The sequence below is a fragment of the Maritalea sp. YIW29 genome (assembly GCF_057219265.1).
Genome location: NZ_JBXVVF010000004.1, coordinates 1 through 26,580, shown reverse-complemented (window position 1 = coordinate 26,580; position 26,580 = coordinate 1). Strand labels below are relative to the sequence as shown.

The window sequence follows — 26,580 nt, the reverse complement described above, 5'->3', positions numbered from 1 at the left end:
AAAGTCGGCCCCCATTTTTTTTGAGGAAACACTGATGACAAAAATCGTGCACACTGAAGGCGAGTCGAATACGTCGCTCGCGCGCAAAGCGTGGTCCGCAAAGACCCAGGGTCCAAAGGCAACCCCACTGCTTAATCGAGATTCAGATGCGTTCTTGCATCAAAGCCTTTCTAGCCCGTGCGTCAGTACAGTTGTTAAAGCTGAGGGGTCCTGGATTGAAGACGCTGAAGGAAGGCGTTATCTAGATTTCCATGGCAACTCGTCGCACCATATCGGGTACGGCCACCCGCGTCTGATTGAAGCAATTAAGTCTCAACTTGATGACCTGCCGTTTGCGCCGCGCCGTTTTACAAATGAGCCAGCGGTGGCATTGGCAGAAAAACTTGGTGAGATCACGCCGGGTGACCTAAACAAGATATTGTTCACCACTGGTGGGTCAGATGCGAATGAAGTCGCGTTGAAGATTGCTCGCGCCGCTACTGGACGGTTCAAAACGGTGAGTTTCTGGGATGCGTTTCATGGTGCTGGGTTTGGCGCGGCAAGCGTTGGTGGTGAAGCGACTTTTAGAAGCCATATTGCAGGTCCAATGATGACCGGGACGGAGCATGTTGCGCCATTCGCATGTTATCGTTGCCCTTACGGTCATCAAGGACCGGAGACTTGCGGTTTGGCGTGCGCCAACATGGTTGACTATGTGTTGGAAAAAGAGGGGGACGTGGCCGCCGTGATTGCTGAACCCATGCGTGCCGTGCCCTATGTGCCACCAGCGGGTTTTTGGAAAGCCGTTCGGGCTGCATGTGATCGCCACGGTGCACTACTGATAATGGATGAAATTCCAACAGGACTTGGCAAAACGGGCAAGATGTTCGCCTTTGAGCACGATGAGATTATGCCTGATATTGTGACGCTGGGTAAGGCACTAGGCGGTGGCACTTTGCCGATTGCAGCGGTTATTGCACGCAGCGAACTTGATGTTTGCGGAGACTTTGCCATCGGGCATTACACGCACGAGAAAAATCCGGTTACAGCACGCGCTGCATTGACGACAATTGAAATAATTGAACAGGAGAACTTGGTCGAAAGAGCTGCTGTACTTGGTGATGCCGTAATTGAGCGCTTAAAGAACAATCTAGACAGTTCTCCTATTGTCGGGGACATTCGTGGTCGTGGTCTAATGTTCGGGGTCGAAATCGTGCGAGATAAGCAAACAAAGGAAGCTGCAAATGATCTCGCGGAGCAAATCTACTACCATTGTATGGACCGTGGATTGAGTTTCAAAATTTCGCATGGATGTGTGCTAACGCTCGGCCCGCCACTCACAATTTCAGATAGTGAAATGGATCAAGCCCTGAATATTTTGGAAGAAGCCATAGCCTTGGCCGCCGCATGAATATTTCCGTTCTAGCGATCATTCTGTTCGCGGCCTTTTTGCATGCATTTTGGAATGCGGTTGTAAAAGGAGCCGGCGATAAGTCTGTGGTGCTAGGATTCATTGCCCTTGGTCACGTGGTGCCTGGCATTGTTATGGTGCAAATTTCAGCGCCGCCCTTGGCAGAAGCTTGGCCATATCTCATTGCATCTACGATCATTCATTGGGGATACTATTATCTCCTCACGGTTGCTTATCGCGTCGGTGATCTGAGCATTGTTTATCCAATAGCGAGAGGGTTAGCGCCAGTTCTGATTGCACTTGGGGCGCAGTTCTGGATCGGAGAGACGCTGCCATTGATGGCTTGGGTCGGTTTGATCCTTGTTTCCATGGGGATAATGGTTTTGACCAGCGGCACACGAAAGTCTGGCTTGCCGCTTATGGGCGTAATTGCTGCGCTAGGTGTTGCATTTACCATCGCGCTTTACTCAATCATCGATGGCATAGGCGTCCGTTTATCGGCGAGCGCTGTGGGTTACATCGGTTGGCTGTTCGTCGCTGAAATTCTGGTGGCGGCCTACGTGTTTGGTACCCGATGGGAACGTGTTCGCGCCATGTCGAAAAAAACCGTGTTGTTGGCAATTTTCGGTGGTCTCGTGTCTAGCGCTGCTTATGGCTTGGTGCTTTATGCAAAAACCTTGGCACCTCTGGGTGTGGTTTCCGCTTTGCGAGAAACGTCCGTGGTGTTTGCAGCACTAATTGGCGTTTTGTGGTTCGGCGAAGGGCCTAGGCGTGATCGATTGATTGCATCAGTAATCGTTGCGCTTGGCATTATCACAATTGCCTTCATTGAATAGGCACCGATTGCAATAAAACCCATAAAATCACTCACATACCTTCATTTTTGTGGACTTTTGTGGGAAAATGATGTCAATGAGCATCAAGGAGCAATGATGTCATCAAAATCGGGCAAAAAGTCACAAGATAAACACTCAACGCATAGGCAAGTTGAGCTGCTGGATGTTCTGCGCAAGGTTGGCGGATCAGCGCGTAACGCAAGTTTAGCGTCCGCGCTTGGTGTTTCGGAAGAAACAGTTCGACGAACAGTTAAGACCCTTGCGAAGGAAAATGTGGTCAAACGGGTCCATGGCGGTGTGTATCTCGCCTCCGCTGATGCCGAACAGAGTGTCTTTCATCGTCTTGGTCAACATTCCGAAGAAAAAAGCAAAATCGCTGATCGTGTTGCTGACATGGTCGACGATGGCAGTTGCGTGTTTTTGGATGTCAGTTCGACTTCAACCTATGTCGCTGAGAGCTTAAGCAAGCGCACAAACCTGGTTGTTGTAACCAACTCGCTTAATGTTGCGCAAACTTTGCTGGCCAGTGAAAGCAATCGAGTTTTTATAGCCGGTGGAGAAGTGCAAAAAGCTGAGTGCGGAACCTTTGATGGCGGGGCAATACAATATGTTTCCCAATTCGACTTTGATGTCGCGATTTTAGGCGTAGATGGCATCGACCTTGAAACAGGTTACCTTCTCGCGGGCTCTGCAGAAGCCACACTGGCCCGCCATGTCGCCAAGCGCGCACGTCGCACTTTTGTTTTGGCTGACCATTCAAAATTTGGTCAGCGCGCCGCAATGGTGGCGTGCCCCCAAGATGCAGTTGATGTGGTGATCACAAGCCATCGCCCCCCAAAGCCGTTTGGCAAAAAAATCGCCGATTGGGGCACGGAACTAATTATAGTTGAGGATAAGTTGCACAATGAATAGCGCCACACTTTTAAACGATTCACTGGCAATTGCTGAGTTAGCTGCAGTTGAGGCAAAAAGCCATTTCCGTTCAGAATTGTCTGTTGATTTTAAGCAGGATCAGAGCCCTGTCACGATTGCCGATCAGAGCATAGAGCGTGTTGTGCGCAAGTATATTGCAAATGCTTATCCAGCCCATGGTGTTCTTGGTGAAGAAGAGGGAAGCCAAGGACTCGATCTTGATGATGTGTGGGTGATTGACCCCATCGATGGGACACGATCCTTCATCTCCGGGAACCCATTATATGGGTTCTTGTTGGGTTTCTTGCACAAGTCCAATCCAAAAATAGGCTTGGTTGGTATGCCAATGCTGGGTGAAGTTTATTGCGGTCTTGCCGGTGAAGGGGCGACTTTGAATGGCAAGCCAATTAGTGTTTCGGACCAGAAATCTTTGGATGATGCGATCATATATATCAATGAAGCCGATAAAATATTTCAGCATGAGGCTGAAGTGTTTGGGCGGTTGATGAAGTCAGGCAAAACAAGACGAATGGCCTATGATTGTTATTCATATGCACTTCTAGCGGCTGGGCATGTGGACGCCGTTGTCGACTTCGATTTGCAGCCCTATGATTTTTTGCCACTTATGCCGCTAATTGAAGGGGCAGGGGGTATTATCACCGACTGGTCAGGCAATGCACTGACCATGGACTATTCGGGTGCCGTGGTGGCAGCTGCAACCCCTGAATTGCATGCCAAATTGCTGGATACCGTTATCGGAGGTGCAAAATGAATATTCTGTCCTTTGTCGTTCAACTGGCAGGGGCAACCATGTTGTTGCTCTACGCTGTGCGGATGGTGCGCACAGGCATTGAACGCGCGTTCGGTTCCTCATTTCGGCGTGTCGTCGTAAGCGCAGGAAATCCTTTCAAGTCCGCATTGACCGGCATTGCCTTAGCTATTGTATTGCAAAGTTCTGCTGCAGTTGCCTTGCTTGCCGCAGGGTTTGCGGGCAGCGGCATGTTAAGTTTCTACCCAGCATTGGCTGTTGTTTTGGGCGCAGATTTGGGTTCGGCTTTGCTGATTCAAGTATTGTCTTTCGACCTTGATTGGCTCGTACCTGCGCTGCTCGCATTGGGAGGTGGTTTCTTTATCAAGTCAGACCGTCGACGCTTGAAACAAGCCGGTCGGATAATTCTCGGTATCGCCTTTATCCTGATTTCTCTTCGGTTTTTGCGGGAAACGATGATTCCAATTCGCGACAGCGACTTCTTGCCGGCAATTGGCACATTTTTAACCCGCGATTTCGTGTCAGCATTTTTGGTAGGCGCTGCGTTGGCATTCGTAATGCATTCAAGTGTTGCAGTCGTATTGATGTGCGTGACATTGGTGGCCATTGGCGCAATGCCGCTTATGGCCATCGTTTCATTAGTTCTTGGTGCAAACCTTGGCAGTGCCATCATTCCGATTTGGTTAAGCCGAGATATGGATGTTCAGGCCAGGCGGGTGCCAGTGGCAAACTTCATTATGCGGGGTACTGGTGCGCTAATCGCGCTATTTCTAATCAATAGGTTGCCCTTATTGCCCTATCTGGGGTCATTTCCTGATGCACAAATTGTCATCAGCGTGCACATCATTTTCAACTTTGCTGTTTTGCTTGCATTGCCGCTTGGCAAATTTTTGGAAAGACCTGTTCGTGCCCTGTTGCCTGACGATGTGCAGGCAAAAACAGATATGAATGCGGATATCAAAAGCGCACTGGACCCCGGCGTTCTTGGAACGCCTTCACTTGCGATTGCGAGTTTAAAACGCGAATTGCTGCGTATGGGGCAATTGGTGGAGGTGATGGCGACGCCGGTAATGGACATTTATATGTCAGGTGATCGCGATCATATCCAGTCCGTATGCAGTAAAGATAAGGCGGTAAATTCCACGCTGGATGGCGTGCGTCGTTACGTGGCCGCTCTTTCTGCTGATGATATGAGCAAGGACGAGGCAAAGAGGGCGCGTGAGCTTACGGAGTACGCTATTGCCCTTGAAACCGCCGGTGACATTATCGCGAAGAGGTTGATGCCACTTGCCAACGAAATCAGAGAGCAAAATATTCGCTTTTCAAGCGCGGGTAGAGACGAGTTGATCGCTATGCACGAACGCGTCATGACAAATATGGGATTGGCGTCAAATGTCTTGATTCTAGATGATTTGGAAAGTGCACGCCTATTGTTGGAAGAAAAGGCTGAGATGACGCGAATAGAACGCTCCAGTCGGAAAAAGCACTTGAAACGTCTCAGTGACGGGGCCGAGATTAGTTTTGAATCGAGTGATATCCATCTTGAAACCCTACGTTCGCTCAAAGACCTGAATAGCCAAATTTCAGTTGTTGCTTACCCGATCTTGTTTAGGGGCGGCCAACTTCTCGAAACGCGGCTAATTGCTGAAATCGACAAGACGAGCTTTGCCTAAATCGATTGGCTTCGATACACCGAGGCGCTATTTCACTTTGCAAAATATTGACAAATTTTGCAAAATATAGCAAAACGATCCAAGGTGCACTTATTGAAAGCAATGTCGATGCCGTCTCAATTCCAGCCGTTTTGGTTTTCGCAAGCCATGGACCAAGAAAAGTCGGCGAAAGTGACGCCACTTGATGAAGATACTTCTGCCGATATCTGTATTGTCGGCGGCGGATTTACAGGCCTTTGGACTGCCATACAGATTAAACAACAAAGCCCAAAAACATCAGTCGTGGTAATCGACAAAGGCCTATGCGGAAGTGGTGCATCGGGTCGAAATGGTGGTGTAATGTTGACTTGGTCGACTAAGTTCTTGTCGATGAGGCGGCTGTTTGGCGAACGCGAGGCAATTCGGCTTGTTCAAGCTTCTGAAAATGCAATTTTTGCTATCCGAGATTTTTGTCAAAAGCATAAAATCAATGCAGATGTAAGACTTGATGGTTTGATGTTTACGGCAACAAACAGCGCGCAAAAGGGCAAGTTGAAGCCCGCGTTGGGCGAATTGGATGCATTGGGCATCAACAATTGGCAGCAAACGCCATCAAGCGAGTTGAAAACCAAAACAGGTTCTGAAAAGCATGTGGAAGGCTACTTTTCCCCAATCGGCGGGTCATTGCACCCTGCCTATCTTGTGCGAGGGCTTAAACGGGTTGCCGAACAACTCGGCGTCCAAGTCCATGAAAATACGCCCATGGAGAAGTTGGAGAAAGGGACACCTGTCAAAGTCATCACCAATGGTGGCGTGATTTCAGCGGGCAAAGTGGTTGTCGCGATAAATGCCTGGACCCCGTCTAGGTTCCCAGAATTCAAGAACAGCATCGTGTTGGTGTCGTCCGACATGGTCATCACAAAACCGGTCAACGACTTTTTAGAGAAGTATGGATTGAAGAATGGCACGTCCGTCATCGATTCGAGAACTTTCGTGCACTACTACCGCACGACCGCAGACGGCCGAATGATGCTGGGGAAAGGGGGGAACAACTTTGCGTTTAACAACAATGTTCACCCAAGCTTTGATCAGGCCAGCCAATATGAAGATCAACTTCGTACGGCAATAAAGGACTTCTTCCCGACAATGGATTTTCAAATTGAAAGATCGTGGAATGGCGCGTCGGACCGTTCGTCGACAGGGTTACCATTCTTTGGCAATCTTAGCGGCCAGCCAAACGTTTACTACGGATTTGGATATTCCGGGAATGGCGTAGCGCAGTCTTATGTTGGTGGTCAGATTTTAGCATCGCTAGCACTTGAATTGGACGATGAATGGTCCAACTCGGGGCTTTGCGGTGGCCCAAAGGGCTATTTCCCAATGGAGCCGATCCGGTGGTTGGGTGCGATGACGGTTCGAAACGCCATTCGGCGCAAAGAAGCCGCAGAAGATGCAGAAATGCCACCTGCATGGATTGATACGCGACTGGCAAGCTTAGGCGACGCTGCAGGCAAGTCGGATAAAGTCTAATCGCTGGAACACACGCCCACGAAGAATTAAGTTTTGCAACATTACTCTTTCGGCTCGGGTTCCTCCAAAATATGAATGCACATAGCAAGCTATTGCATGGCGCGCCTTAGATTCCTCAGCGGTTTAGCGGGGAAGAAATATCTGACAAGGGACTTCGCGCTTTAGGCTTATGTTTGTGACAAAGCTGTCATTCGGCGGCAAAGTTGTTGCGTAGCCGAAAGCAGATATTTTGTCATGATTGTTCCTAATAATCCTTCGATGTTGGGAATACGGAATTTTCGACCATGGCGTGATTTGGAGCCAACTCCTCAAATGGACGGGGAACGGACATTAACAACAACTGCGGCATGTTGGCTTTGTCAGCAAAGCAAAATTCGAGGTGGCGCAGGTCACGAGTATTCTCAAGCGTTGCGATTTGCTATTCTACCATTCAAATATCTGTTTCCATGTTCAATGCTGGAACCGGGGAACAAGGTTTCGTAAAATGGAAGACTCGAAGCGCCAATTGGGCCGCTTAAATTCCCCAACGCGGTGGGCTTAATCGCTGCTGAGGCTATACCGCGCGAGGGGCCCGGTGGTGGGACTTGTTGAAGGTTTCGTGCAATCACATTAATCAATTGCAACGGCAAGGCACCGCCCAAAACGATGACTTTTGGATCGAACATTCCTGAAACAACTTGCGTTGCAAATCTGAGTTGACTTGAGGCGCGATGGATCCACTGTGCTATGCAGGGAATATTTTGAGTTTCATCTTTTTCAAAATCAAGTTCCTCATAATTCAAGCCGTCGCTATCGAGTGTGAGGATTAGGTCTTGGAGGGTCGGGCGGGGGGCATCGTATGGAAAAAGCGAGCCAGGTAAGCACGCATTGCCGTTGGCGCCACGAAAAGGGCGCCCGTTTACAACGGCACCACCACCCAAGCCGTATCCAATATGAAGCAGGAATAGCGGGTCTAAATTCTCTTGGTCGTTGAACAAATACTCACCGAGTGCTGACGCAGTCCCGTCATTTTCGAAAAACACGGGCCATTCGCATATATTCTTCACTTCTCGATAAATTGCGCCGCCTTCAAGGGCTGAAAACAGTTCATGTGCTTTAACTCTGTTGCTGTAAGATCCAAAATTGCCTGGAATTGATAGGCCTGTTCCAAAAAATTGAGCGCCATCCATGTTTTTTGGTGTGCAAAGTTTTTCAGTAACCGCACGTGCTAATTCAGCCAAGCTCCGCGCGTCTGCAGGCTCAAACTCATGTGATATAGTGTCATAAATCTTGCCACTCATATCCACCAGAACGCCAACTATTTTGTTGAAATATATGTAAATTCCGACGCTGCGGAAGCTACTCTTTTGCAACGATAGTAGTTTTCGTGGTTGGCCGCGTGCGCCCGATTTATCGACCACCTCCGTTAACAGTTCAATGTCGGCCAATCCAGACACCAGTCGTGTAATGCTAGCGCCCTTTAGTCCAGTGGCCTTTGTAAGGTCGACGCGCGCAATCTTTCCATGACGGTAGACGAGTTCAACCAGTCTTTTTTCGTTCATCGATAGTTCAGTTGAAAAATGTCTCATTGGTATTCCGAAAAGCCTTGATTCTACATCTTCATAATCCTTACATAATTTATTACTTTACAAAAAGTAATTTAATTGACTATGATGTTTGCACACATGTTGTCGTGGAGGATTCATCTGCGAAACGTATGGTCATAATTCGGAGGAAATCATGGGAATTATCAATTTAGCAAAGTCAACAGTACTTGCATCTGCAATGGGAGTGATCGTCGCAACTGCTGCAGTGGCAGATCCAATCACTGTTTACTCACCTCAAGGCGAGGAGCGAGGCGAGTGGATTACAGAACAGGCAAAGGCAGCAGGTCATGACATCGTCATGCTTTCCGCTGGTGGAGGAGAATTATTCGATCGACTATTGGCAGAAAAAGCCAATCCTCAGGCCGATGTGGTGTTGGGATTAATCGATGCTGCAATGGCGACGCTTAAGACTGAAGGCTTGTTCCAAGCGCATGTGCCAACTTGGACAGAAGGATTGCCGGAGGTCTACAAAGGCCCAGATGGCATGGTCCACAAATTCTGGCAAACGCCAATTGTTCTTGCCTATAATGCAGATGCCATGAGCGCTGAAGAAGCCCCTAAAAGTTGGCTTGATTTGATCAAACCGGAATACAAAGGGAAATATGTTATCGGCTCGACCGCATGGCAGACGACGAAGTCTTTCCTTGTCGGCATGTTGGTTAGATATATGGAAGATGATGGCACTATTTCCGACCTTGGTTGGGAGTTCATGCAGCGGCTTTATGACAACGCGATTGTTGTAGATGGTGGCGAAGCTAAAACGGCAGCCTATGTAAATGGTGAGGCAGTCATCGACTTGAACTGGTTTGGTGGCGTTGGTAACCTTGCCAAGAATGTTGGCTATAATGCTGTCATGGTAGACACAGAAGGCGGAACACCATTTATCGCAGAGGGTGTAGCCATTATGAATGGAACAGATCAATTGGACGAAGCAAAAGCGTTCGTCGACTGGTTCGGCTCCGCTGAATTCATGGCAGCTTACGCAACTGAGTTTGGGCAAACACCGGTTCATCCAGATGCCATTGCCCTATCGCCAGAAGCTGTGCAGGCCAATGCAACATTGCTAAGCCCGCAGCCGATCAATTGGGATGCCGTTGCTTCAAAAATAGATGGCTGGATGCAGCGCATTGAGCTTGAAATTAAATAGATTATTCAAGCAAAATTGGCTGGCAGCGATCCTCCCTTTGCGGTCAGCCAATTTACCCCTATCAGAGCAATTGGACCGACTATGATCTCGTTAGAAAACCTGCGCATTTGTTATGGCGACGTTGAAGTAATTCCCGAGCTGTCGGTGGATATTGAAAGTGGTGAGTTCTTCACGCTGCTAGGGCCATCAGGGTGTGGTAAAACAACAGTTTTGCGCGCAATCGCGGGGTTCGTACCGGCGGCATCTGGAAAAATCCTGATTGACGGAAAAGATGTGACTGACATTGCAGCAGAGCGTCGTGATGTCGGTATAGTGTTTCAAAATTATGCCCTTTTCCCTCACATGTCAGTGCGAGAAAATGTTGCGTTCGGCCTCAAAGTTGCTCGAAAGAAAAACACAGAAATCAAATCTGCCGTTGATCGAATTTTGGAAGTTATTGGCATTTCAGAGCATGGCGAAAAGAAGCCTGAAGCGCTTTCCGGTGGTCAACAACAACGCGTGGCAATCGCGCGTTCCTTGGTGATGGGGACAAAGGTTCTCCTATTTGATGAGCCGCTTTCGAACTTGGATACAAAAGTTCGAGATGTGATGCGCAAGGAAATCAAACGTCTTCAAAAAGAACTTGGGTTCACCGCTGTGTTCGTTACCCACGACCAGGAAGAGGCCCTTTCAATGTCAGACAGGTTGCTTGTATTTAACCAAGGTCGCGCCGATCAAGTTGGCACAGCACGTGAAATTTACAATTCTCCTGCCACACCATTTGTCTGTGATTTTGTTGGAGGTGCCAACGAATTATCAAGTGAGGTCGCTACTGCACTTAATCTACCAGGAAATTCTAGGAATTTTGTTCGTCCCGAAGACATCAAGTTTTGGGACATAAATGAGAAACCAAGTTTAGTGGGGAATGTTCTGGATATTGACTTTTTGGGTGCAAATACATCGGTGGACCTGAACATATTGGGTCAACAGATCACTGTTTCTGTGGCACAGGACAAATTGCCTGAAGGTCTAAAAATTGATGCAAACATTGGGGTCCACATCGAACATTCCAAAATCCACTCGTTTGGAGGGGTCTAAGAATGTCCTCGCACCTAACGCTACAACGCGGTCTAATGTACTTTGGCATTGCTTGTCTGCTGTGGATCGCTGTTTCGTTTATTTACACGCCAATTCTCACCGTGCTGCAATCGGCCTTTGTTGCCGGCGGTACAGTCAGCTTTGATGCGTTCGCAGAACTGGCGCGTTCTAAACGCGTAAACAACGCCATTCTAAACACTTTGATCGTCACTGTATTATCAGTTGTCACTGTGAACATTGTTGGAATTTTTCAAGTGGCGGCACTTGAATATATTTCGGTACGTGGACGGAAGTTTTTGAAATTCGCATATTCGCTGCCACTGGTTTTTGTTTCCGTGGTTGCAGCAACCGGGTACAGCTTTGCGTATGGTCAAACGGGTGTAGTGACCCGCGGACTGCAATCGGTGTTTCCAGCTTTGCCCAATGACTGGTTTTCTGGAATTTTTGCAGTTGTGCTCGCTCATACGTTCTTGCTGACGAGTTTTCACTTCTTGTTTCTGCGGGCAGCAATGAGGCGGGTCGACTATTCGATGATTGAGGCCGCCAGAAGCTTAGGTGCGAGCAATTTACGGACATTTATAAAGGTTGTTCTGCCGTTGCTTTTGCCAACGATTTTTGCGACCACATTATTGGTCACTTATAAATCACTCGGCTCATTTGCAATTCCGGCCGTTGTCGGTGGACGAAAATTCGACATGATTGCTGAATTGATCTTGACGCTGAACAGCTTGCGTCGGCCCGATATGGCAGCGATGCTCTCAATTGGTTTAGGAATTGCCGTCATTATTTGCATCATTTTTATGCAGCAAATTGAAAAACGCGGCAGCTATACGGGTGGTGCAAAAACGCCTGTTCCCATTACGAGGATCAAAATTGCGAATAAAAGGGTAAACATTTTGGTCCATGTTGGTGCGTACCTCATAGCGGCGCTCCAATTACTCCCAGTTCTGCTGATATTTATCTTTTCGTTTGCGCCGGCCGCTTCGATAATGTCTGAGGTATTTCCGTCTTCACTCAGTTTGCAGAATTATGTTGCAGTACTGTCTGGGGGCTCTGCATTCACGCCTTTGAAAAACAGTTTGATTATGGCTTTATGCGCCGTGGGGGTTGGATTAGCTGTCAGCCTGTTAGTTGTTGTGGTGGCTCATAAATTCAAGAACGGATTTACAACCGCACTTGATTTGACATTTATGACACCTTGGATACTACCAGCTCCATTCATTGCCATTGGTTTGATCGTCGCATTTTCAACGCCTAACATTTTGGTCGGAAATTACACGCTGTTGGGATCATATTGGATACTACCAGTCGGCTATGCAATTGTAGTTATTCCTCTAATGATTAGGTTTCTGCGTGCAGCGTTTTGGTCGCTCGACCCGACGTTGGATGAAGCTGGGCGTTCACTTGGTGCGTCCCCATTTTATCGGTTTTTCCGCATAACATTTCCGGCAATTTTACCGGTAATAATTCTTGTTGCAGGCATGAACATAAATGGCATTTTGAGCGAATATTCGATGTCTGCGTTCCTGTTCAACGTGAACAACAAGCCATTGTCGATTGCTTTGTTTGAAGGTGCTCGTTCGTCCAATCCGGAGCAAGCAGCCATCAACTTGGTCTATATGACCCTGATTATGGTTTTCTCATTCGTCATAATATCGTTCGCGCAACGTCATGGATTGCGCAATCAACAACTTAAGAAGTGAGTTTTCGATGAGCGAGAGTACCAAATCCATCTCCAATATTGCGCAAAAGTGGCGAGACCCCAGTGGCACTGTGGGTGAAGTATTTGTCACCGCTCATCGGGGCGCTTTTATCAGAGACAACAAACTTTTGCGCCCAGAAAATTCAGTGGCTTCAATTGCACATGCGCGCTCGATCGGATGTGACAATGTTGAGATTGACGTTCAATTTACAAAGGACGGCACAGCCATTGTTATGCACGATGCAACGCTCGACAGAACAAGTGGAGCGAAGGGGAATATCTCAGACTACAATTTTAGTGACATCAAAGATATTCCTTTGGTTCATCCTGGAACGCGAGAAGCGTACGATTCTAAAATTCCCACGTTAGAAGAAATCTTTCTGACGCTGGGAGGTGAAATGATGGTCAATGTTGAAGTGAAAACCGACATTTCAGATATTCCCAAGATAGCTGAAGTTGCCGCGAATGCTGGTGTGTTGCCGCAGGTTACACTCAAGTCAAATCAAAATGATGCAACGCATTTTCAAAAAGTTGCCGATATTCTGGCAACGACGCCGCACAAAATAGATTTTGTGCCTGTTCTTATTGACAGCCGAGACACGATGAAAACCCTAGAAGAAGTCGTCGAGCTGTTTGACCTATCCTGTGTGGAATGTGTTGTTGACTATCAGGCCGGAGATCAAGGCTACAACTTACTTCACCATCTCGGGTTCACTCCAGCAGGAGGTTGGCTCTTTTCGCTTGAAGCCCGACAAATAATGGCGCGGAACAATATTCGCCAATTTATCAACACGCTTTACGTTGATCCAAAAATTCCCGGCAGCCATCAATGGAATGGTGGTCGCAACTGTCAGCTAGCACGTTTTGCCCCAGATAGTGTTTACAGTTTTTGGATAGCCCATGGTGCAACGGTGATTCAAACAGACGAGCCAGAGTTTTTGCTTGATTGGCTTCGTTCGTCAGGTTTTCGACCTGAAGGGCACGCAATTTGACCTCTTTTGAACATAAAGATTCGACCGATCTAAATCTACGAAGATACCATGCGATGGGGAACATAATGGATCGTGCAAGTAATCTTGCGCGCGCCTTTTTCCTAAAGCGCGATACTTTGGCAATTTCTGAAAAGTCCCAACGAGATTTCGTGTCTAACGCCGATAGGTCGGTGGAGTTAGAAATTTTAAACAGCATCAAAACCGAATTTCCGCAAGATGATGTTGTCGGCGAAGAATTGGGTGGAGAACCTAGTGATAAATATTGGATAATTGATCCGATTGACGGCACTTCAAATTTTCTTTCAGGGTTGCCGCTCTGGGGAATTTCTGTTGCGTATGTTGAACATGGGCAACCACAGTTCGGTGCTATCGCCATGCCAGTATTAGGTGAAACGGTGATTGGTCATGTTGACCTAGGCCTGGATCAAGCCAGTCAGAAGAAAATCTCCGGTTCATCTATGCCCCTAGTGTTTGGGGTCGGCCGCAATGGAGTATGGGATGCAGACAGGAGAATTGTTGTTGAGACTCAAATTGAGCAATTAGGCTATTATCCCATCAATTTGGGGTCTTGCTCGGTTGCCCTTGCATATTGCTCGCTTGGCCGTATGGCAGGGTACATGGAAGCAGGTATTGGATTTTGGGATTGTGCTGCTGGCATTGCACTTTGTAAGGCCGCGGGCATGGACGTCGAATTTGATGAGGGCAATGAATTCGCGAACGCCCAAGTGCGGTGCTTGCCACGAGACATCAAACTTCCCAACAATCAACTGCAGCTCCACATTGGCAATTCGGCAATTCCCGTTTCTCGTTAGTTCCGATAGAAATTGAACTTGGCGTCATGGAGTTGCCACGACAGCGAAGTCCGAGCTCTCTGATTTCCTCATCCCAGACAATGTTGTCTTCTTTTGGCGACACATGTGGTCGGATAAGTGGTTTCTTTGTAATGTACAATTTGGACATAACGGACCTCCTTGCATTCAGGAAAAATCCACACAGTTCCTTGGAAAGCACTCAGGAAACGCAGGGAAGCAGGGAGGAGGAGGGTCGTTCAAACGCCACTTTGGCTGTCTTGAACCCCAAACTTCCAACTAGATCAACACATTACCACAATCACTTTTTGTTCCAAAATCGGACAAAGTCCTCATAAAAGATACACACGGTACGCAGCCGGACTGCAGGAAACAATATTAAAGAAAAATCGGGAAAAGCCCGTGTTTTCTAGCGTTAGTTTCAACCGAAAAAGTCTGAGCACAGGTAAGATATGCTGCCTCAGGAAAAATTATGCGGAATTTTGACCTAAAAGTCCAGAATATACATATTACACACTTGGATATCCTCAACCGATTGCAAAGAGGACAAAATAGGGATTTCCACAAACCAGGCACCAAGATTCGGAATGGCCGACGCTTTGCGATGTCGGCTGTGCGGATGGTGTGGATGGCTCCTGCACCAACGGCGTTGTATGCGCCATACTGCAGTTGTCACAAACTGCTTTAGAGGAGCCACCCCATGAGTGTTTCAACAATTGGCCGAGATTTGGCTAAGAATGTTTTTCAGATCCACGGTATCACCGAGAGCGGCGAGGTTGTGTTCAACCGTGCTTTGAGACGGGCACAGGTTTTGTCATACTTTGCTAAACTCGAACCGTGTTTGGTAGGCATCGAGGCGTGTGGAACCAGTCATCACTGGGCACGTGAACTGATCAAACTGGGTCATGATGTCAAACTGATCCCACCAGCTTATGTGAAGCCTTACGTCAAGCGTGGCAAATCAGATGCTGTAGATGCGGCTGCCATTTGCGAAGCGGTTACTCGGCCAACGATGCGATTTGTTGAAGTGAAGACACCCGAACAACAGGCGATACTTGCAGTTCACCGAACACGCGATCTCATCGTTCGGCAGCGAACACAGACAATCAATATGTTGCGGGCGCAACTGGCGGAGTTTGGCGTTGTTCTTCCTCAAGGGATTTATCATGCTCTGCAGTTCGCCAAGGACTGTTTGAATGGAGAACAATCTGACCTGCCTGCAGTGGCGGGCGATGTGATCTTTGCACTTAGTGATCAATTGCGGTTCTTACATTCAAAAATCCTACTTTATTCTCGTCAGATGAACCAGATCGCCAAGCTCGAGAAACGCGTTGCGCTGCTTCGAACAATTCCAGGTGTTGGGCAGATTACTGCTTCAGCAATTGTTGCAACAGTTGGCAGCGGTAAGCAGTTTAATAACGGTCGTGAGTTCGCTGCCTGGTTGGGATTAACGCCACTCAACAAATCAAGCGGTGGAAAAGAACGTCTGGGACACATATCGAAGATGGGGGATCAGTACATTCGCCGTTTATTGGTTCTGGGCATGACGTCCCGCATTCGATCGATCAGGGCAAAGCCAGAGAAGTTCGACCCTTGGTTTGCAGACATCCTGTCACGCAAGCCAAGCAGAGTGGCTACAATTGCCATGGCCAATAAGACTGCACGAATGATCTGGGCCGTGCTCACCCGCAATGAACCCTACAAAATGAGAACCGTTTGAACACAACGAAACAAAAAACAAGAGATTGCAAGACCAATGAAGTGATGGAAAAATTGTCAGCCCTAAAACCAAGACAACCCGTGTTTTGTCCTGAACGCTTGCTGTTCGATGTGCGGAATGGGACTTGGTTGGTGGAAACCATCAGGGCCAGCGGCCATGTGCGTCGCGTCAACAGGCCGAACACAAGACTGCTTCTGACAAAATACATAAATCACAAAAAAGGACTTGCAAAAACGGAGCCATCCACACAGGACAAACCGACCATTGTTGGTTGGTTGCAAAACTGAATTTTTTGCAATGGTTTAACTCGATTGACATACATACCAATCGATTGGTATGTATTCATTATGGCAAGACCTACCAAATTTCAACCCGAACGTGGTGACGCAAAAACCCGCTTGCTGGAAGCGGCACGTTTGCTCATTCGCACAAAAGGCTTTTCGGCTACCTCTGTTGCCAATCTTTGTGAGGAGGCAGGTGTAACTAGAGGTGCGTTCTTTCACAGTTTTGGGAGCAAAGAAGCGCTCGGAGTTGCTGCGGCAAATTTTTGGGCTGAAACGACCAGTGCGTTCTTCGCTGATGCGCCCTACCATCAACCGGACAATCCGCTCGACCGTATTTTGGCCTATGTGGCGTTTCGTAAAGCTATCATTGAAGGTGAAATTTCGGAGTTCACTTGTCTTGTGGGAACGATGGCACAGGAGGTCTATTCGATTTCACCAGCTATCCGTGAGGCGTGTGCCGACAGCATCTTCGGCCATGCCTCGACATTGGAAGCTGACATCTCTTCGGCCATGGCGGAGCATCAAGTCATTGATGGGTGGACAGCCAAAAGTCTTGCACGGCACACCCAAACGGTGATTCAGGGCGCTTTCGTTTTAGCGAAAGCAGGAAATGACGCAACCTTGGCAATCGAAGGTCTCGACCATCTTGAGCGATACATTCGCCTCTTGTTCAAACAGTCACGGAGTATCTAATATCATGCCAAACTTACAATGCACTTGTGGAGAAACGAGGCTCGAAGTGAGCGGCGAACCCTTCATGGTGACGGAATGTCTTTGTGATAGCTGCAGGCAAGCTGCAGATCGACTGCAGAAGTTGGAAGGCACACCCGCTATCCTTACCGATTATGGCGCAACACGATGCTGTGAATATCGCAAAGACCGCGTTCGCATTGTTTCGGGGCAAGAGAACTTGAGAGAATTTCGTTTGAATGCCGATGCTGGAACGCGGCGGGTCATATCAACGTGCTGCAACACAGCTGTTTTCATGGAAATGAAAGGAGGGCACTGGGTCAGCCTTTATAGTCAATTATGGCCAGGCGGTCAGACTCCCCCAGTGAATTATAGAACCATGACGGCGGACCTATCAGACCCTAGCGTACTGCCAGATGATGGCGTTCCAAGCTTAAAGCATCATTCCTTATCGTTTTACGCCAAAATATTTGGCGCATGGGTAGCTATGGGGTTTCGTGATCCGCAGATTGAAGTGAAGGGGAAGGTTGATGCCTGACAACGACAAAATAGAAATCGAGAGTATTACCTCGCCCGAACACAAACAACGCGTTGACCGAGCAAAGTACACGGATATGCGCGCTGCGCTATTGAAGGTGTTGCCCTCCGAACCCGAGGGGTTGAAGGTTGCGGACGCAAAAACTGCACTTCTCCCGCATCTGTCTAACGACCTTTTTCCAGAGGGTGCGAAAGCGGGCTGGTGGTTGAAAGCGGTTCAGTTGGACTTGGAGGCAAAAGGTGTCATCGCACGAGCTTCAACCAAGCCTGTAAAACTGTTTCGGAAACGGTGAGACATATTGTTGGCTTTGGTGTCGAAAAAAGGATTGTTTTTGCACGGGCGAAGGTCTCAAATGGGCTCAAAGCGGAAGTTGCAATTCCTACGCAGTAAGTGAAATAATGTGTTGCTGAACGTCTAAGTGCTGAGGATGGAGGGTATGGAGCAAAGGACTAATTATGTCTGCTTCCGAAAACCTCCCTATGATTATTCCATCTAAACGTGCTTGGAACCATGGTAGATTAATTGGACAAAAACGACCGTTGTTACCAAAGCATGTTTGGGCAATTAGGGTCCGGCTTGAGCTTTCAAAAGCATTACGCGACTTGGCACTGTTCAATATGGCAATCGATAGTAAACTGAGAGGCTGTGATCTCGTTCGATTGAAAGTTTCCGATATTTTCGCGGCTGGCTCAGTCAAAGAACGCGCTTCCATTTTGCAGAGCAAAACGAAAACGCCTGTTCGATTTGAAATCACCGAAGGGACAAGGGCCTCCGTTTCTGATTGGGTTGCTCATCCGCTTATGAGCGGTCATGAATATTTGTGGCCCAGTCGGTTCCAAGACCGTCCCCACATCTCGACACGACAATACGCACGAATGATGAAACTCTGGGTCGTGTCTATTGGACTTGAACCTAGCGCATATGGAACACATTCGATGCGCAGAACCAAGGTTGCACAAATCTATAAAAAAACGGGAAATCTCAGAGCAGTTCAGCTTCTGCTTGGTCATACCAAAATGGACAGCACCGTTCGCTATCTTGGTGTAGATCTGGAGGACGCACTGGCCATTTCTGAAGGTGTCGAGATCTAATCGTCTGTTGGGTCGGTTGAACAACCGGCCTAAAGCTGCCGTTCGTCGCAATCCAATCTCGTGCTTGAAAGCAGACCTTCGATGTATTTTCGCGAAATATGGCAGTCTAATTGTAGTGTCTTTAGCTCTGCATCCGACGATGCGCAGCCCACATTCGAGCACTTGGTGTCTTGAATTCAGCTGATAATGTTTCTACACCAAAAATCAGGAGAAGGAATAGGACTCCAGGCAAGCCTTAGACTTCACGTTCCAACACATTCGGGAGGTGCTGAACATCATCCTTCTCTTGAAACATTTATTCACGGCTTATTACGCAGCACGTGAATAAGTATCAGGCCGAGCGAATTAGTTGGGCTCTTCATGCACAGCTTCGGCTGAACCCAGCAACTTAAGCATTTCGTTGCGCGCGCTAGATGGGTCTTTGTTTGCAATTCCATGAAAAACCCTTGAATGGTCATCAATCCAACGCAAGTCATCTGCTTGCGTTCTATCTAACTGACGTTCAAATAAATGTTGCAGAAGACTGGTTAGAATGCCCGAAAACCCTTGCAACACCGGATTGCCGGTGGCGGCCAGAATACCTTTGTGAAAGCTAATATCTGCTTCAAGTTTTTCTTCACGATTACCAGCAACCATCATCTTCTTTAGGGACTGTGATATTGCGTGTTTGGCTTTCTCATCCCCATATTCCGCAGCCAGTTCAGCCGCCGCGGGTTCGATAATTCGCCTGAATTGATAGAGTTGTTTGATAAGGCCTTCTTGTTTCTCGGGCACTTCAAGTGCCCAATAAATAACATCGGGATCAGTCCAATCCCAACCTAGTTCCGGTGACACATGCATTCCTGCGCGCCTTTTGGTCGTAAACAACCGTTTTTCTTCGAGCGTTTTTAAAGCAGCCCTTGCACTTGCCCTTGAGGTTTTAAACTCATTGGCAATTTCGGTTTCTGAGCCAAGTGATCCGCTTCTGCGACCTGACACTATATCGCGTCCCAATTGTGCAGCAATTTTTTGGCTTACAGTTTCCATAAAAGGGTGTGCTTTCGTTTGCTAAATCAACGACGCCTTTCGATAAAAATCGTATAGGAACAAACAGCGAGCGTTATCATGAGGCCATATATCAATTGCGTATAGAAACCTTTGAGGCCCATTGCAACAATCCCTGCTTCCAGTGAACCGATTACAAACACACCCGCCAGCGTACCATACATTGAGCCTCGGCCACCAAATACCGATGTGCCCCCCACAAAAACAGCAGCAAGAGCCGGAAGTAAGAAACCGTCGCCGGTAGATGGCCAGAAATAGGTGACTTCGCTTACCAGCAACACGCCAGCAAATGCGGAAGCTACGCCCATGAAGACGTAACACAGCATCCGCACCAAATTTACATTTATGCCCATCATATGCGCTGAGATTTTATTGTCGCCTACAAACAATACGTGGGTGCCAAAGACATGGCGGCGATAGATGTAGATTAAAACGATAGCCGCTATGATGAACCAGACAAATTGCATCGGAATTTCACCAAAAATCCGACCAACGAGTATATCGCGGAATGCGGTTTCGGCCAATTCAACAACAGGAATTCCCTTGCCTTCCGCAAGCACATTCACAAGCCCGCGCCAAACAAACATAGTGCCAATCGTTGCGACAATTGATGGCACCCCAATAAGTGTAATGATAGCGCCGTTTACAGCGCCACAGCTGGCACCTGCCACAAGGCTGACGATAAAGGCCGTACTCGCACTGCCGGTCACTTCAAAAGTTTTAGCAAAAGCCCAAGCGCTCAATGCCATAACGGATGGGAAAGACAGATCGATTTCGCCCAAGGTTACAATAAAGGTAACCGCAAGCGCCAAAATGCCAATGTAAGGCAATGTCGTCATGAATGAACGATAAATATCAAACCGCAAAAAAACATCCGGGGCAGAAAAAATAAAAATCCCAAACAGCAACACCAAGATTAATGTGATTGCCACATCTAACCGGTCAACTTTTGAATAGAGGCGCTGAACAACATTACTCATTTGATGATCCTTTATTTCCACTTACTTGTCCCTTGTGGTGCAGTTCCACCATCAGGTCGACCAACGCATCGCGCTCTATTTCTTCTTTCTTAAAGTTCGCAGCAACTTGTCCCCGGTCCAAAACGATAAACCGATCTGCCACCGCATAGACGTGCAAAATATTGTGATCGATTAGAATAACAGATTTGTTCTCATCCCTAATTCGGCGAGTGAAATCCAAAACCTTTTCGGTTTCTTTTAGGCTAAGGCCCATCGTCGGTTCATCAAGAATGATCAAGTTGGCTTGAAAATGCAGGGCCCGCGCAATCGCAACACCTTGTTTTTCGCCACCAGAGAGATTGGAAACCTCGGTATCAATGGTAATCGCCCGCGAGGTAAAACCCATTTTGTTTCTTAAAAGGTTATCGGCATCTGCGCGTTGGCGCTTAATGTCCATAAAACCAAATGAATTGCGGATTTCTCGGCCAGCAAAAATATTGCGCCAAATAGCTTGCTTGTCTGCGAGTGCGCGTTCTTGATAAACGGTTTCAATACCATGCGCACGAGAATCGCGGACAGACTTAAAGTGTACCTTTTCACCTTCCACAAACAGCTGCCCAGAATCAGGAACGTGAACCCCGGTGATCACTTTAATTAATGTAGACTTACCCGCACCATTGTCACCAACCAAAGCAACAACTTCCCCGCGGCCAATTTCGATATCAACACCTTTGAGCACTTCGACGCGCCCAAACGATAAATTCACGTCAGACATTTCAAACAATGCCTTTGAGCCTGCGACGTCTTCACTCATATCCTATGCACCTACATCTTTTGTAAAAGCTCTGGGGGAAGTCCCCCCAGAGATGTTCATGGAGCGGACTAGCGAATTGCTTCTGTCGCAAGTGCGCTGACCGCTTCAACATTGTCCGCAGTGATAATCGCTGCGCCAGTGTCGATGTTCATTCCAGCAAAACCAAACTGGCTGCTCAAGTATAACTGAACGATTGGCAGATAACCTTGTAGGAATGGTTGTTGATCAAGCACCGCATGGATGTGACCTGAACGAATGCCTTCAACCGTTGCGGCAGAAAGGTCAAACCCACCGCCACACAAATCACCAGGAGCTTTACCAGCAGCCTTCAACATTGTTGGCAATGTTCCCGTTAGACCACCATGATCAGCGATCACAGCAGAAATATTGGTGTTTGAGGCAAGTGTGGCCGTTAACACCGGGATACCTTGAATTGGATCTTTGTTAACAGCGTCTGAGATTTCAAGATACTCAACCGTGATACCAGCTTCTTTTAGACCTTCGATTGCACCGCGTGAACGTTCACCGCGTGCCTCCTGTGCCAAAAGACCCCAAACCAAAGCAGTGCTGCCTTCTTTAAGATCACACTGAGCAGCCAAACCGCGTGCCAAGTTTACACCAGCTGAGTAGTTCTTTGCACCCACATAACCAAAACCAGATGCCTTGTGTGTTTTTTCGTCCTCAGGCAAGCCAACATTTTGTGTCGTAACAATAATGCCTTTTTCACGCGCCTTTTTAACCAAAGGCGCTAATGCAACCTCACCGGGGTGACCCATAACCGCAATACCAGTTGGGTTTCTTGCAATCGCTTCAGAGAATTGACGTACAATTTTCTCTGAGCTCCAATCCGACCAAACATACTCAACATCACATCCAGTATGTTCTTGAGCAAGTCTTGCACCGTTATAAACGATTGACGCGAATGCGCCGCCCTCGGGTCCACCTGGGAAGAAGACGAACTTTTTCCCATCGCAACTTGTCATATCACTAGCCTGTGCTGAACCTACCGCGATAAAGCAAGCAGTTGCAGCAATGGCAATCTTGCCCAACACTGGTTTTAAGTTTTCCATTTTCAAAAACATTTTATCCCTCCCATAAATCAAAATTAACTCGGCCAAACGACCAAGACATACTTAAAACACAATCAAATTGACACGTCAATATGTCATACATATTTGCATTTCTAGTATTTTTGTCGTACATAATTAATAATTCGTTTTGCGATCAACGAAAGCCTATTTGCAGGATTTATAATGAAAATAACTGGACTAAAAACATTTGTTGTGGCCCCTCGTTGGCTGTTCTTGAAAATTGAAACCAGCGATGGCATCGATGGTTGGGGAGAACCGGTTTTGGAAGGTCACACCGAAACGTTGCGTGCAAAGATTCATGAACTTGAAGATATGCTTATCGGTACCGATCCCTTCCACATTGAAGACACTTGGCAAAAAATCTATCGCAACGGATGTTATCGCGGCGGCCCAGTTCTCATGAGCGCAATGTCTGGCATCGATATGGCACTTTGGGACATCAAAGGCAAAGCGTTCGGCCAGCCTATTTTCCAACTATTGGGTGGACCAGTACGCAACAAAATCCGCAGCTATAGATGGACAGGTGGTGATCGACCTGAAAACCTTATTTCAGGCGTAACGGCTCTTCGAGACCAAGGTTATGACGCTGTAAAATTCAACATATGTCCAGAGCTGCAAATTGTTGATTCATATGCCAAGATCGATCGCATTTTACGCCCGCTTTTTGACCTTCGGGAAGCCGTTGGGACTACAATGGATTTAGCATTCGATTTTCATGGTCGCGTTCACTACCCTATGGCAAAAGTGCTGTTAAAAGAAATGGAACCGCTTCGTCCCATTTTCGTTGAAGATGCAGTTGTCTCTCAGCAAGTTGGCGCTATGGCAGAGCTTTCGCGCCAAACCTCATTTCCCCTTTGTGTCGGCGAGCGCATGCACTCTCGCTATGAATTCAAACATGTGTTTGAGCAACATGCCGCATGTGTCATCAATCCTGATACAGCCCATGTGGGTGGAATCTCGGAAATGGTGCGCATTGGCCATATGGCAGAAGCTTATGATATTGCACTTGCCCCCCATTGCCCGCTTGGCCCAATTGCCCTGGCAGCATGTTTGCAGGTTGATGCAATCTGTCACAACGCATTTATTCAAGAACAAAGCCTCGGCATTCATTACAATAATGGTGGCGATCTCAATGACTACCTTGTTGAAGAAAGCCGCTTTTCTGTCAAAGATGGATATTTGGATATTCCACAAGGGCCGGGCTTAGGCATTACTGTGGATGAAAACATGGTAGCTGAGCGTGCTAAGCAGGGCCATAAATGGCGTGCTCCAGTTTGGCGGCACGAAGATGGCTCAATAGCTGAGTGGTGAGGTAAAAATGACTTTATCCCTATCAGGCATACATGCGGTTCTTTATGCGCTCTTTGACAAGTCAGAGGCAATCGACGAACAAGGCATGGCCAAACAAGTCGAGTATTGCATTGAAAACAAATGCCACGGCATTACGGTTTTGGGATTGGCAACAGAAGTTCTCAAACTGACATTTGCCGAGCGCTTGCAAATCATTGATGTGGTTGCACAAGCAAATGCAGGTCGACTGCCTCTTTCCGTCACCATTGCAGGCAGCTCGATACATGAGCAATTATTGCTGGCCGAACATGCACAACGCGCCGGAGCGGATTGGCTCATCCTACAACCGCCTATGGTCGGCAATTATGGGGCAAATGTATATATTGAATTCTATTGCAGTGTAGCGTCTCAAATTGACCTGCCTGTCGCGATTCAAAATGCGCCGCAATATTTGGGGCGGGCCCTTTCGGCGACCGAAATTACGAGCCTGCGCGAGCTCTGCGCAAATATTATTGCTGTAAAGTGCGAGGATTCAGTACTTGGCATTAAAGGCGTGATCGACGCTGCTGGTGACAAGCTTGATATTTTGGGCGGACGCGGCGGCATGGAGATGACGGACTGCCTTCGAGCGGGTTGCAATGGGTTTGTTCTTGCTCCGGATATCGCCCCAGTGGCAGCTCGCATTTTTGACCTTTGGCAATCAGGCGATAGGGAGGCCGCTGAAGCACTATATGCAAATGCGTCCCCCGCGATCGCCTTTGCTATGCAGTCGCTAGAACATCTGATAACGTATGGAAAACGCATGTTTGGATTGAATGCAGGGGTTGCCGTTTTTGACCGCTCCCCTTGTCTTGCCGCAACTGAATTTGGTGAAGAAACTGCACGAAAGTGGGCTACCGAACTGAATGAATTGTAGAGTTTTCCTGCGAGAGTTCAATTTATCAAATTTCTTGGATCACGAAACCTCGAGTTGTGATGCGGAATAAAACAAATCAAATTCGAAATATTTTGAAACCTGATTGAATATCAACTTCAATCCGCGTCTTGTTACCAATGATCCAAACGGCCGCAAAACCGCGATGTGCCGACGGCCAATCATTGCCTTGTATGTTATTAAAATCCGTATTTTTTGGTCATTCCTTAAACGCAAATTAACCACAATCGTAGATAATTGGGTAACTGGTCCCCATGAATCTTCTTGACGACCGAATAACGACGTCGCGAATTGAGACCTGAGACAACATGCAATTAACTAGCCTGAAAAAAATACTGATCAGCGCTATCATTGCTTCTGTCGCATCAGCAACTGCGGTTTTTGCCCAAGCAACCGGTGGCACCATAACTGAGGTTGTTGATGGCGGTTCTACTTACAGGGTGCACACCTTTACGAGCGCTGGAACCCTTGCCGTATCTTCATCGATCACAAATGTTGAATACCTCATTGTCGCCGGCGGCGGCGGCGGCGGCGGCGAGTCGGGCGGCGGTGGAAGCGGCGGTGGCGTTCGCAAAGGAACAGTTGCGACCGCCCCAGGCAATTTCAACATTGTTATTGGTAATGGTGGAACCGGAGGTGTCACGCGAGGTGCCGACGGCACAGATGGCGGTGACAGTTCGTTCAACGGGATTGTTGCGACTGGCGGCGGGCGTGGCAAGACCGCGCGGCGCGGAAATGCAACTGGTGGTGAAGGCGGCGGAGGCGTCTGGAGCAGTACATCAGGATTGGCAGGTGTAGCGGGTCAAATTGAAGCTGGTGGAAACAGTAACGGAGCTCACGGCGGCGGAGGGGGAGGTGCTGGCTCCGCTGGGCAAAACGCTGGGAGCAGTGCAGGAAACGGTGGCGATGGTAAACTCAGCACAATTTCAGGAGTGGCGACTTATTATGGCGGCGGCGGTGGCGGCGGCAAGTCAAAAGCCTCCGGCGGTAACGCGGGGACAGGCGGGCTTGGCGGCGGCGGCAATGGTTCCACTTCTGGAAACGGCAATCCGGGAACTGCCAACACCGGCGGTGGCGGTGGCGGCGGCATAAACACCAATGGCTTCCAAGGCGGAACTGGCGGTTCTGGTATCGTGATTTTACGTTATCTTGTACCATCACCGATAGCCAACGCAGGATCAAACCAGACCTTAGCTTCTGCAGCAAATGTCATGCTGAACGGATCTGGAACTAGCTTCGCTATCGATCAATCCTTGACCAATGCTTGGACGCAAACTGCTGGGACAGTTGTCGCTTTGTCATCCAATACGGCGTCACAACCCAGTTTCACTGCACCAACCCTGCTTGCAGGTGACGCCGACGCAACGCTCACATTTTCACTTATTGTGACAGACAATCTGGGCCAAGCCTCTACCGCCGACACCATTGATGTTACGGTGACCGCTCCGGGAAACACCACGCCGACAGCCAATGCTGGGCCCAATCAAACCGTGGTTTCCGCAGCGAGTGTTACGCTAGATGGAAGTGCATCGTCAGACAGCGATCCGGGCCAGTCTCTCACTTATGCTTGGACGCAAACTGCTGGGACAGTTGTCGCTTTGTCATCCAATACGGCGTCACAACCCAGTTTCACTGCACCAACCCTGCTTGCAGGTGACGCCGACGCAACGCTCACATTTTCACTTATTGTGACAGACAATCTGGGCCAAGCCTCTACCGCCGA

24 protein-coding genes and 2 pseudogenes are annotated in these 26,580 nt (G+C 48.2%); 20 read left to right on the top strand and 6 right to left on the bottom strand.

Translation table 11 applies throughout. The features are described from left to right. Nucleotides 1-34: 34 nt before the first annotated feature. The 6 genes from pbfA (at nt 35) to AC2D8L_RS16175 (ending at nt 7,089) form a co-directional block, all read left to right on the top strand. Complete coding sequence (gene pbfA / locus AC2D8L_RS16200) at nt 35-1,390, top strand: (R)-1-hydroxy-2-aminoethylphosphonate ammonia-lyase (protein WP_484686546.1); 1,356 nt, start codon at nt 35-37, stop codon at nt 1,388-1,390. Beyond that, entirely contained in the window at nt 1,387-2,226 is an 840-nt protein-coding gene (locus tag AC2D8L_RS16195; protein ID WP_484686545.1) for an EamA family transporter, read from the top strand. The genes pbfA and AC2D8L_RS16195 overlap by 4 nt, the downstream gene beginning before the upstream one ends. 96 nt (nt 2,227-2,322) lie before the next feature. Then, nucleotides 2,323-3,138, top strand: coding sequence for a DeoR/GlpR family DNA-binding transcription regulator (locus AC2D8L_RS16190; protein WP_484686544.1), 816 nt, complete (start codon nt 2,323-2,325; stop codon nt 3,136-3,138). Next, the gene (locus AC2D8L_RS16185; RefSeq protein WP_484686543.1) at nt 3,131-3,910 is read left to right on the top strand and encodes an inositol monophosphatase family protein; all 780 of its coding nucleotides are present in this window, start codon (nt 3,131-3,133) and stop codon (nt 3,908-3,910) included. Before AC2D8L_RS16190 ends, AC2D8L_RS16185 begins: the two co-directional genes overlap by 8 nt. Beyond that, nucleotides 3,907-5,580 (top strand): Na/Pi cotransporter family protein, encoded by a 1,674-nt coding sequence (locus AC2D8L_RS16180; protein ID WP_484686542.1) that lies wholly within the window; start codon nt 3,907-3,909, stop codon nt 5,578-5,580. The genes AC2D8L_RS16185 and AC2D8L_RS16180 overlap by 4 nt, the downstream gene beginning before the upstream one ends. Nucleotides 5,581-5,688: 108 nt before the next feature. Beyond that, nucleotides 5,689-7,089, top strand: a complete 1,401-nt coding sequence (locus AC2D8L_RS16175) for an FAD-dependent oxidoreductase (protein WP_484686541.1) — start codon at nt 5,689-5,691, stop codon at nt 7,087-7,089. 401 nt (nt 7,090-7,490) lie between these two features. On the opposite strand, the gene AC2D8L_RS16170 is transcribed toward AC2D8L_RS16175, so the two are convergent. After that, complete coding sequence (locus AC2D8L_RS16170) at nt 7,491-8,657, bottom strand: ROK family protein (protein ID WP_484686540.1); 1,167 nt, start codon at nt 8,655-8,657, stop codon at nt 7,491-7,493. A 151-nt stretch (nt 8,658-8,808) separates the two neighbouring features. Between AC2D8L_RS16170 and AC2D8L_RS16165 the strand changes: the two genes are divergently transcribed. The 11 genes and pseudogenes from AC2D8L_RS16165 to AC2D8L_RS16115 all read left to right on the top strand — a co-directional run bounded on the left by AC2D8L_RS16165 (nt 8,809) and on the right by AC2D8L_RS16115 (nt 18,725). Then, a complete protein-coding gene (locus AC2D8L_RS16165) occupies nt 8,809-9,822 on the top strand; it encodes an extracellular solute-binding protein (RefSeq protein ID WP_484686539.1) in 1,014 nt (337 codons plus the stop codon). Between the two features lie 81 nt (nt 9,823-9,903). Then, the gene (locus tag AC2D8L_RS16160; RefSeq protein WP_484686538.1) at nt 9,904-10,899 is read left to right on the top strand and encodes an ABC transporter ATP-binding protein; all 996 of its coding nucleotides are present in this window, start codon (nt 9,904-9,906) and stop codon (nt 10,897-10,899) included. A 2-nt stretch (nt 10,900-10,901) separates the two neighbouring features. Then, entirely contained in the window at nt 10,902-12,602 is a 1,701-nt protein-coding gene (locus AC2D8L_RS16155) for an ABC transporter permease (RefSeq protein WP_484686537.1), read from the top strand. A 7-nt stretch (nt 12,603-12,609) separates the two neighbouring features. Next, entirely contained in the window at nt 12,610-13,593 is a 984-nt protein-coding gene (locus AC2D8L_RS16150; RefSeq protein WP_484686536.1) for a glycerophosphodiester phosphodiesterase family protein, read from the top strand. A gap of 65 nt (nt 13,594-13,658) precedes the next feature. Beyond that, nucleotides 13,659-14,405, top strand: coding sequence for an inositol monophosphatase family protein (locus AC2D8L_RS16145; RefSeq protein WP_484686535.1), 747 nt, complete (start codon nt 13,659-13,661; stop codon nt 14,403-14,405). 697 nt (nt 14,406-15,102) lie between these two features. Next, on the top strand, nt 15,103-16,122 hold the full coding sequence (locus AC2D8L_RS16140; RefSeq protein WP_484686534.1) for an IS110 family RNA-guided transposase: 1,020 nt from the start codon (nt 15,103-15,105) through the stop codon (nt 16,120-16,122). A gap of 347 nt (nt 16,123-16,469) precedes the next feature. Next, complete coding sequence (locus AC2D8L_RS16135; protein WP_484686533.1) at nt 16,470-17,099, top strand: TetR/AcrR family transcriptional regulator; 630 nt, start codon at nt 16,470-16,472, stop codon at nt 17,097-17,099. Further along, nucleotides 17,017-17,400 (top strand): annotated as a pseudogene (locus AC2D8L_RS16130) (GFA family protein); the annotation flags it as partial. The gene AC2D8L_RS16135 and the pseudogene AC2D8L_RS16130, both read left to right, overlap by 83 nt. Nucleotides 17,401-17,475: 75 nt before the next feature. Continuing rightward, the gene (locus tag AC2D8L_RS16125) at nt 17,476-17,634 is read left to right on the top strand and encodes a hypothetical protein (protein ID WP_484686595.1); all 159 of its coding nucleotides are present in this window, start codon (nt 17,476-17,478) and stop codon (nt 17,632-17,634) included. After that, nucleotides 17,627-17,926, top strand: coding sequence for a DUF6958 family protein (locus AC2D8L_RS16120; protein WP_484686532.1), 300 nt, complete (start codon nt 17,627-17,629; stop codon nt 17,924-17,926). Before AC2D8L_RS16125 ends, AC2D8L_RS16120 begins: the two co-directional genes overlap by 8 nt. 163 nt (nt 17,927-18,089) lie before the next feature. Continuing rightward, the gene (locus AC2D8L_RS16115) at nt 18,090-18,725 is read left to right on the top strand and encodes a tyrosine-type recombinase/integrase (RefSeq protein WP_269395297.1); all 636 of its coding nucleotides are present in this window, start codon (nt 18,090-18,092) and stop codon (nt 18,723-18,725) included. 345 nt (nt 18,726-19,070) lie between these two features. On the opposite strand, the gene AC2D8L_RS16110 is transcribed toward AC2D8L_RS16115, so the two are convergent. From AC2D8L_RS16110 to AC2D8L_RS16090, 5 genes and pseudogenes are all read right to left on the bottom strand, one after another. After that, nucleotides 19,071-19,559, bottom strand: a complete 489-nt coding sequence (locus tag AC2D8L_RS16110; RefSeq protein WP_484686591.1) for a FadR/GntR family transcriptional regulator — start codon at nt 19,557-19,559, stop codon at nt 19,071-19,073. A 9-nt stretch (nt 19,560-19,568) separates the two neighbouring features. Further along, nucleotides 19,569-19,751: pseudogene (locus AC2D8L_RS16105) on the bottom strand (GntR family transcriptional regulator); the annotation flags it as partial. A 26-nt stretch (nt 19,752-19,777) separates the two neighbouring features. After that, nucleotides 19,778-20,749 (bottom strand): ABC transporter permease, encoded by a 972-nt coding sequence (locus AC2D8L_RS16100; protein WP_484686531.1) that lies wholly within the window; start codon nt 20,747-20,749, stop codon nt 19,778-19,780. Beyond that, nucleotides 20,742-21,542, bottom strand: a complete 801-nt coding sequence (locus AC2D8L_RS16095) for an ATP-binding cassette domain-containing protein (RefSeq protein WP_484686530.1) — start codon at nt 21,540-21,542, stop codon at nt 20,742-20,744. The genes AC2D8L_RS16100 and AC2D8L_RS16095 overlap by 8 nt, the downstream gene beginning before the upstream one ends. Nucleotides 21,543-21,610: 68 nt before the next feature. Then, nucleotides 21,611-22,624 (bottom strand): sugar ABC transporter substrate-binding protein, encoded by a 1,014-nt coding sequence (locus tag AC2D8L_RS16090; RefSeq protein WP_484686529.1) that lies wholly within the window; start codon nt 22,622-22,624, stop codon nt 21,611-21,613. 171 nt (nt 22,625-22,795) lie between these two features. Here AC2D8L_RS16090 and dgoD point away from each other — a divergent pair, with 171 nt between their 5' ends. The 3 genes from dgoD to AC2D8L_RS16075 all read left to right on the top strand — a co-directional run. Next, the gene (gene dgoD / locus AC2D8L_RS16085; protein ID WP_484686528.1) at nt 22,796-23,944 is read left to right on the top strand and encodes a galactonate dehydratase; all 1,149 of its coding nucleotides are present in this window, start codon (nt 22,796-22,798) and stop codon (nt 23,942-23,944) included. Nucleotides 23,945-23,951: 7 nt separating this feature from the next. Further along, nucleotides 23,952-24,839, top strand: coding sequence for a dihydrodipicolinate synthase family protein (locus tag AC2D8L_RS16080; protein WP_484686527.1), 888 nt, complete (start codon nt 23,952-23,954; stop codon nt 24,837-24,839). A gap of 326 nt (nt 24,840-25,165) precedes the next feature. After that, nucleotides 25,166-26,580, top strand: a 1,415-nt coding sequence (locus tag AC2D8L_RS16075) for a glycine-rich domain-containing protein (RefSeq protein ID WP_484686526.1), incomplete at its 3' end; no start/stop codon positions are given.